We start from the raw sequence: 7,085 nt of genomic DNA on the forward strand, positions 1-7,085 counted from the left end.
CGCACCCCGGACAGCGCGAGGGCGGAGATTTTTCGTACGAAAAATCTCCCGCGTTATTCGGCGTGCAGCGTCGCGCCGGCGAGCTCCTGCGTGAAGGGCACCGGGTGCGGGTCGCGCCCGAGGCGCGCGCGATAGACCGGCAGGCTCTCGGTGACGCGCATCACGTAGGCGCGCGTCTCGCGGAACGGGATCGCCTCGATCCAGTCCACGATGTCCACCCCCGGCGCGCGCGGATCGCCGAGCGTCTCGATCCAGCGCAGCGCGCGCGAGGGGCCGGCGTTGTAGGCGGCGGCGACCAGCACCGGGTTGCCGTCGAAGCGCGCGACGAGCTCGGCGAGATAGGCGGCCCCGAGGCGCGCGTTGTAGCGCCAGTCGGTGAGCAGCCGGTCGTGGTCGTAGGCCAGCCCGAGCTCCGCGGCGAGGTCGCGCGCCGTGCCGGGCATCACCTGCATCAGCCCGCGCGCGCCGGCGGGGCTGACCACCGCCGGGTCGAACTCGCTCTCGCGGCGCGCGACGGCGAGGGCGAGCTCGGCCGGCACGGGCAGCCGCGTCTCGCGCATCGGATGGAGCGCGTAATAGGGCCCCGGCAGGACGAGACCGCGCCGCGCCGCCCGCTTGCCGACCCTCACGGCGACATGGGGCGCGCCGATCTCCTCGAGCATGGCGCCGAGGCGCGCGGCCTCCCCCGCGGGCAGGCTTTCGACCAGATGGGTCAGGAACCGCTCGCCGAGGTCCCGCTCGCCCGCCGCCAGAAGCTGCACCCCGGCGCGGTAGACCGAGCTCTGCGTGAAGGCGGCGCCGCGCCAGTCGGGCAGGGCGCCCCGCGCGGCGAGCGCCGCGTCGAAGGGCAGGCCGGCGCGCTCCGCCGCGAGCAGGCCGTAGAAGCTCGTCTGATGCGCGGCGGCGCGGGCGTAGGCGGCCGCGGCGGCCTCGGCGTCGCCCGCGGCCTCCTGCGCGCGGCCGAGCCAGTAGCCCGCCCGCGCGCGCGAGATCGGCGTTTCCACGGCCTGCGCGAAGCGCCGGAAATGCGCGACGGCCCGCGCGGGCCGGTCGAGCCGGCGCAGCGCAAGGTAACCCGCCTGCCACTCGAGCGCGGCGTGGGCGTAGCCCGCCGCGGCGGTGGTGTGATGCGTCGCCGCCACCGCGTAGGCCAGCGCGTCGCGCCCGTCCTGCATCAGGAGGCGGGCGAGCGTGCGCCGCAGCGGCGCCCAGCGCGCGGGATCGCCGAGAGCGGCGGCGCTGTCGCTGCGCGCCAACAGGAGCTCGGCGGCGTCGCCGTCGCGCCCGCGCCGCATCCGCCAGGCGAAGCGCTCGAAGGCGAGGCCGGGGTCGTCGGCCAGCGCCTCGGGCACCGCCGCGATGCGCGCGTCCACGCCCGGCGCGTCCTGATGCAGCGCGAGCCGCGCCGCGGCGAGCCGGCGCCAGCCCTCGGGCACCAGCGGCAGCATGGCGCGGGCGTTCTCCTCCCAGCCCTGCCAGAGCGCCATGTCGAGGCGTGCGACGTGATGCGGCGCGAGGCGCGCGCCATGGCGCGCGAGGAAGCGCGCGTGCGTCTCCTCCGAGAGCGGCAGCGTGCGCCAGGCGCGCACCACCTCCGCCTGCGCCGCGCCGCGCTCGCCCGCCGCCTCCAGGCGAGCGGCGTGGGCGAGCGCGCCGGCCCCGGTCTGCGGGGCGCGCGCCGCGAAAAAGGCACGCACCGTCGCGGGATCGGCGGCGGCGATCGCCTCTTCGGAGCGCCGCCGCAGCAGCGGCAGGCCCGGCCAGTCGGGATTGCGTGCGAGGAACGCCGTGACCTCGGCGGCGGTCCCCCGCCCAGCGCGCAGGCGGTGCCATTCGATCACGTCGGCCGCCGCCGGCCCGTCCGCCTGCGCCAGCCGGGCCGCGCGCGCCCAGTCCCCTGCTCGCATCGCGTCGAGCGCCACGGCGAGCGGGCGCGGCGCCTCGGCCACGGCGGCCTGCGCCAGAAGGAGCGCCGCGAGGAGCCCCGCGCGCAGGGCGGTTACGGCTTGCATTCCGGCCTCCGGCGCAACATAGACGCGCGCGTGTCACCGCGGCGCGCGCCCCCGTCGGGCGCGGCCGTGCCGCCCGGGCGTGGCGCACGCCGCGCCCGCCACGGAGCGAGAAGAAGGAGCGCGCCATGATCCAGGGATCGCTGCCCGCGCTGGTCACGCCCTTCCGGGACGGGGCCGTCGATCACGCCGCGCTGGAGCGGCTGGTGGACTGGCACGTGGCGGAGGGCAGCCACGGCCTCGTCGCCGTGGGCACCACCGGCGAGAGCCCGACGCTCACCCACGCCGAACACGAGGCCGTGGTCGAGGCCGTCGTCCGCTTCGCCGCCGGCCGCATCCCGGTGATCGCGGGGACGGGATCGAACAACACCGACGAGGCGGTGCGCTTCACCCGGCACGCTGCCTCGGTCGGCGCCGACGCCGCGCTCGTCGTCACGCCCTATTACAACAAGCCGACGCAGGCGGGCATGATCGCGCATTTCCGCGCCTTGCACGACTGCGCCGATCTGCCGATCATCATCTACAACATCCCCGGCCGCTCGGCCGTGGACATGACGCCCGAGACGATGGCGGAGCTCGCGCAGCTGCCGCGGATCATCGGGGTCAAGGACGCGACCGGCGATCTCGACCGGGTCTGCCGGCAGCGGATGCTCTGCGGGCCGGAGTTCCTGCAGATCTCGGGCGAGGACGCGACGGCGCACGGCTTCAACGCGCAAGGGGGCCGCGGCTGCATCTCGGTGACGGCGAACGTGGCGCCGCGGCTCTGCGCGGAGCTGCAGGAGGCCTGCCTCGCCAACTATTACGCCCGCGCGCTCGAGATCCAGGACCGGCTGATGCCGCTGCACAAGGCGATCTTCGCCGAGCCGGGGCTGGTGGGCGCGAAATACGGGCTGTCGGTGCTGGGCCACTGCGCCCCCGACACGCGCCTGCCGCTGGTCGAACTGACCGAGGCCGCGCAGGCGCGCGTGCGCGAGGGGATGCGCCACGCGGGCCTCATCGACTGAGGCCCGCCGCGGGGCGCGCGCCCGCCGTGCGGCGGCGCGGCGCCCGGCCCGGTTCACTGCGCCGCCCTCACCGCGAAACCCTCACTGCGACACCGCCGCGGCGTCCTCCAGCCCCTCGGGCTGGCCCGCCACGACGAAGGTCAGCCGCTCGGGATCGAAGAGCTCGGCGGCGACGCGGTCGATCTCCTCGAGCGTGATGGCCCGCACCCTGTCGTTGCGCGTCTCGACGTAGTCCATCGGCAGCCCGTCGAGCTGCATCGCCACGAGGATGTTCGCGATCGGCCCGTTCCCGTCGAAGCGCAGCGGATAGGCGCCAGTGAGATAGGTCTTGGCGTCGGCCAGTTCCTCCTCCGTCACGCCGCCAGCGGCCACGTCGCGCCAGATGTCGCGGATCACCGATATCGCCTCGGCGATGCGGTCGTTGGAGGAGGCGACGCGGCCCAAGTGAAGCGCCGCGTGATCCTTCGGCGCGAGGAAGGAATAGACGCCGTAGGTCAGCCCGCGCTTCTCGCGGACCTCCTGCATCAGCCGGCTCTCGAAGCCGCCGCCGCCGACGATATGGTTGAGCACGTAGGCCGGGAAGAAATCCGGATCGTCGCGCGCGAGCCCCGCGTGCCCGAAGACCGCGACCGACTGCGGCGTGTCGAACTCCACCACGCGCGTGCCGCCCGGCATCTCGACCGCGACATCCCCGGGCAGCGGCGCGCCCTCGGCCGGCAGATCGCCCAGCAGATCGTCGAGAAGCCGGCCGAGCTCCTCGGCGGAGATGTCGCCGGCCGCGCCGACCACGACCCGGTCGCGCGCGAGCGCGGCGTCGTGCGCCGCCACGAGATCCTCCCGCGTGAGGGCCTGCACGCTCTCCAGCGTGCCGTCGGCCGGGGTGGCGTAGGGATGGTCGCCGAAGGCCAGCCGGTCGAAGGCGCGACTGGCGAGCACGCCGGGATCCTGCTGGTCCGAGCGGATCGCCGAGAGCGCCTGCGCGCGCACCCGCTCGATCGCCTGCGGATCGAAGCGCGGCGCGACGAGCGAGGCGCGCAGCAGGTCCACCGCCTCGTCCCGCGTCTCGGTGAGGAAGCGCGCGGAGACCGACACCGTGTCGTCCCCGGCGCTGTAGCTGAAATCGGCGGCCACGCCCTCGACCGCGCGGGCGAAGCCCTGCGCGTCCATCTCGCCCGCGCCCTCCTCCAGCAACCCGGTCATCAAGCGCACCGCGCCGCGCTTCTCCGGGGCGTCGAGCGAGGCGCCGCCGCGAAAGCGGATCTCGAGCGCGGTGAAGGGGATGTTGCGATCCTCCACGAGCCAGGCGTCGATGCCGCCGGGGCTCGTGACCTGCTGGATCTCCACCTGCGCCCGGAGCGGCAGGGCGGCGGCGAGCGTGAGGGCGCAGGCGAGCGCGAGGCGCGACAGGCTCCGGCGGATCATTGCATCACCTCCTCGGGCGCGACCGCCCCGCTCTCGCCCGGCACCGCGGGCATCTCGGCGTCCTCGGCCCGCGCGCCGCCCGCGGTCAGCACGCCGGTCACGGAGCGTTCGGGCCGCAGCACCTCGCGCGCAGCGGCGAGGATGTCCTCCTCGGTCACCGATTGCAGCACCTCCGGCCAGGCCTCGATATCCGCGAGCGTCAGCCCGGAGGCCAGCGCGCGGCCGTAGCGGTTGGCGAGCGACTGCACGTTGTCCTGTTCGTAGATGCGCGACGCGCGCAGCTGGAACTTGATCCGCTCGAGTTGCTCGGCATCGACGCCCGCCTCGAGGAAGTCCGCGACTGCGCGGTCGAGCGCCGCCTCGGCCTCCTCGGGGCTCACACCCTCCCGCGGCACCGCGACGAGGGAAAAGCTCGACCCGTCCCGCCGCGTCGCGCCGTAATAGGCGCCGGCGAAGACCGCGACCTGCTCCTCGAACTGGAGCTTGCGGGTCAGCACGGAGGTCTGCCCGCCGCCCAGGATTTCCGCCAGGAGCGTCAGCGCCGCCGCGCGCTCCTGATCGCCGGGCGCGCGGGCGGGGGCGAGATACTGCCGCTGCAAGAGGGGTTGCGCCACGCGCGGATCCTCCATCGCCACGCGGCGCGCCGCGCGATGCGGCGGCTCCTGCGGGCGGGCGCGCGGGCCGACCTCCGGGTTGGCGGAGATCGCGCCGTAGTGCTCCTCGGCGAGGGCGCGCACCTCTTCGGGCGTGGTGTCGCCCGCGACGATCAGGATCGCGTTGTTCGGCGCGTAGAAGCGGTCATAGAACGCCTCGGCCGCCGCCTTGTCGAGCGCCTCGATCTCGTGGCGCCAGCCGATCACCGGCGTGCCATAGGGATGGTTCAGCCAGAGCGCGGCTGCGGCCTGCTCACGAAAGAGCGACGACGGCTCGTTCTCCACCCGCTGGTTGCGCTCCTCGAGGATCACGCCCCGCTCGGTCGCCACGTCCTCGGGGCGGAGCGCGAGGTCGGTCATCCGCTCCGCCTCCATCTCCATCATCAGGCCGAGGCGGTCGGCCGCGACCCGCTGGAAATAGGCGGTGTAATCGTAGCTCGTGAAAGCGTTGTCGCGCCCGCCCTGCGCCGCGACCGTCGCCGAGAACTCCCCGGGGGCGAGATCGTCGGTGCCCTTGAACATCAGGTGCTCGAGGAAATGCGCGATGCCCGAGCGCCCCGGCGGCTCGTCCGCGGCGCCCGCGCGGTACCAGACCATGTGCACGACGAGCGGCGCGCGGTGATCCTCGATCACCACGACCTCCATCCCGTTGTCGAGGGTGAAATCCGTCACCGTCTCGGCGGCGGCGGCGACCGTCGCCCCCGCGGCGGCGACGAGCAGGGCCAGTGCGGCGAACGCGCGGCGCATCGCAGTCCTCCTGTTCCGACAGCGCAAAGATGTGCCGCCGCGCGGCCGCTTCAAGCCTGCCCCACGGCGTCGTGAGCGCTCACCGCGCCTCGGGCGGCGCCGACGGCGTGCGCAGCCCCTCGGCCCGGTAGCGCCGGTGCGCCGCGAAGGCGTCGAGCGCTTGCCCGGCATACGCCTGATTGTAGCGATCCACCGGCACGAGCCGGATGTTGGCGAACCGCGCCTTGCCCCGGCGGAAGGCCGCGTCCTCGGCGGCGAGCTGCGCCCGGATGTCCTCCGGCACACCGAACCGCGACACCGCTGCGACGAGCGTCCGGTCGCGCGCGGGCACCGCCCCGGGCTCGAGCCGCGCCGGATCGCCCCCCAGCGCCGCCACCGCGTCCACCCGCGGCGTCAGGTCCGCCCGATTGCGCCCCTCTGGCACGGGCGGCGGAAGCTCCGACACCGAGGGCGGCGTCTCGAGCGGCTTGTTGGGCACGATGCCGAACTCCTCCGGCCCGCCCGGCGTGTTGGACAGGTCGCGCAGCCGGCCGTCCCCGCCGCAGGCCGCGAGACCCAGAAGCGCCACTCCGAAACACGCCGCGCGCATCGCTCGCATACTCACCTCCCAAGCTCGGCGCAGGTGTATCCCATCCGTCCCACGCCGTCACGGGGCCTTTTCGCCGCCGCCCTCGCCGGTGAACACGACGAGCCCCAGCGCCCCCGCGAAGATCGCGATGTCGGCCACGTTGAAGGAAAACGGGTTGTCGATCCCGCAACAGGACATGTTCAGGAAATCCGCCACCGCGCCGTAGACGACGCGATCGACCACGTTGCCGAGCGCCCCGCCGATCAGCAACCCGGCCGAGACGAACCCCGCCCGCCCCGGCGGGTCGCGCCGGATCCAGACGGCGACCGCCACGGAGATCGCCAGCGCGATCCCGATCAGCCCCCAGCGCGCGGCCTCCGCGCCGCCCGCGAAGAGCCCGAAGTTGATCCCCGTGTTCCACGCCATCCGCAGGGTCAGATACGGCGGCCAGACGTCGATCGCCCGCACCTCCGCCAGCGCGAGACCATGCACCACGTAATACTTCAGCGCCTGGTCGATCGCGAAGACCGCCGCCGCCACCCAGCCCATCAGCCGCATGTCCCCGCTCCCTCTCGCCACGCCGCGCCCATCATCTTGGCGCAAATACTCCGGGGGGAGTCCGCGCGCCCCGCGCGGACGGGGGGCAGCGCCCCCCCCCCCCCCCCCCCCCCCCCCCCCCCCC

The 7,085-nt window shown here is 74.5% G+C and carries 6 protein-coding genes; 1 reads left to right on the forward strand and 5 read right to left on the reverse strand.

Translation table 11 applies throughout. From position 1 onward, the window contains the following. Window positions 1–53: 53 nt before the first annotated feature. On the reverse strand, window positions 54–2,012 hold the full coding sequence (locus DRV84_RS04465; protein ID WP_115978671.1) for a lytic transglycosylase domain-containing protein: 1,959 nt from the start codon (window positions 2,010–2,012) through the stop codon (window positions 54–56). 125 nt (window positions 2,013–2,137) lie between these two features. Here DRV84_RS04465 and dapA point away from each other — a divergent pair, with 125 nt between their 5' ends. Beyond that, on the forward strand, window positions 2,138–3,013 hold the full coding sequence (gene dapA, locus DRV84_RS04470) for a 4-hydroxy-tetrahydrodipicolinate synthase (protein ID WP_115978672.1): 876 nt from the start codon (window positions 2,138–2,140) through the stop codon (window positions 3,011–3,013). Window positions 3,014–3,094: 81 nt separating this feature from the next. Here dapA and DRV84_RS04475 read toward each other — a convergent pair whose 3' ends face one another. The 4 genes from DRV84_RS04475 to lspA form a co-directional block, all read right to left on the reverse strand. Beyond that, on the reverse strand, window positions 3,095–4,435 hold the full coding sequence (locus tag DRV84_RS04475) for a M16 family metallopeptidase (RefSeq protein WP_115978673.1): 1,341 nt from the start codon (window positions 4,433–4,435) through the stop codon (window positions 3,095–3,097). Then, on the reverse strand, window positions 4,432–5,835 hold the full coding sequence (locus DRV84_RS04480; RefSeq protein WP_115978674.1) for a M16 family metallopeptidase: 1,404 nt from the start codon (window positions 5,833–5,835) through the stop codon (window positions 4,432–4,434). Before DRV84_RS04480 ends, DRV84_RS04475 begins: the two co-directional genes overlap by 4 nt. 79 nt (window positions 5,836–5,914) lie before the next feature. Next, window positions 5,915–6,403, reverse strand: coding sequence for a DUF3035 domain-containing protein (locus DRV84_RS04485; protein WP_239994980.1), 489 nt, complete (start codon window positions 6,401–6,403; stop codon window positions 5,915–5,917). A gap of 78 nt (window positions 6,404–6,481) precedes the next feature. After that, a complete protein-coding gene (lspA, locus tag DRV84_RS04490; RefSeq protein WP_115978676.1) occupies window positions 6,482–6,961 on the reverse strand; it encodes a signal peptidase II in 480 nt (159 codons plus the stop codon). Window positions 6,962–7,085 lie beyond the last annotated feature (124 nt).

The sequence above is a fragment of the Rhodosalinus sediminis genome, assembly GCF_003385555.1.
Lineage (GTDB): Bacteria > Pseudomonadota > Alphaproteobacteria > Rhodobacterales > Rhodobacteraceae > Rhodosalinus > Rhodosalinus sediminis.

Bases quoted from the DNA above. Each gene is read 5' to 3' on its own strand.
- DRV84_RS04465 (WP_115978671.1), bottom strand. From the start codon at position 2,012: ATGCAAGCCGTAACCGCCCTGCGCGCGGGGCTCCTCGCGGCGCTCCTT.
- lspA (WP_115978676.1), bottom strand. From the start codon at position 6,961: ATGCGGCTGATGGGCTGGGTGGCGGCGGCGGTCTTCGCGATCGACCAG.
- DRV84_RS04480 (WP_115978674.1), bottom strand. From the start codon at position 5,835: ATGCGCCGCGCGTTCGCCGCACTGGCCCTGCTCGTCGCCGCCGCGGGG.
- DRV84_RS04475 (WP_115978673.1), bottom strand. From the start codon at position 4,435: ATGATCCGCCGGAGCCTGTCGCGCCTCGCGCTCGCCTGCGCCCTCACG.
- dapA (WP_115978672.1), top strand. From the start codon at position 2,138: ATGATCCAGGGATCGCTGCCCGCGCTGGTCACGCCCTTCCGGGACGGG.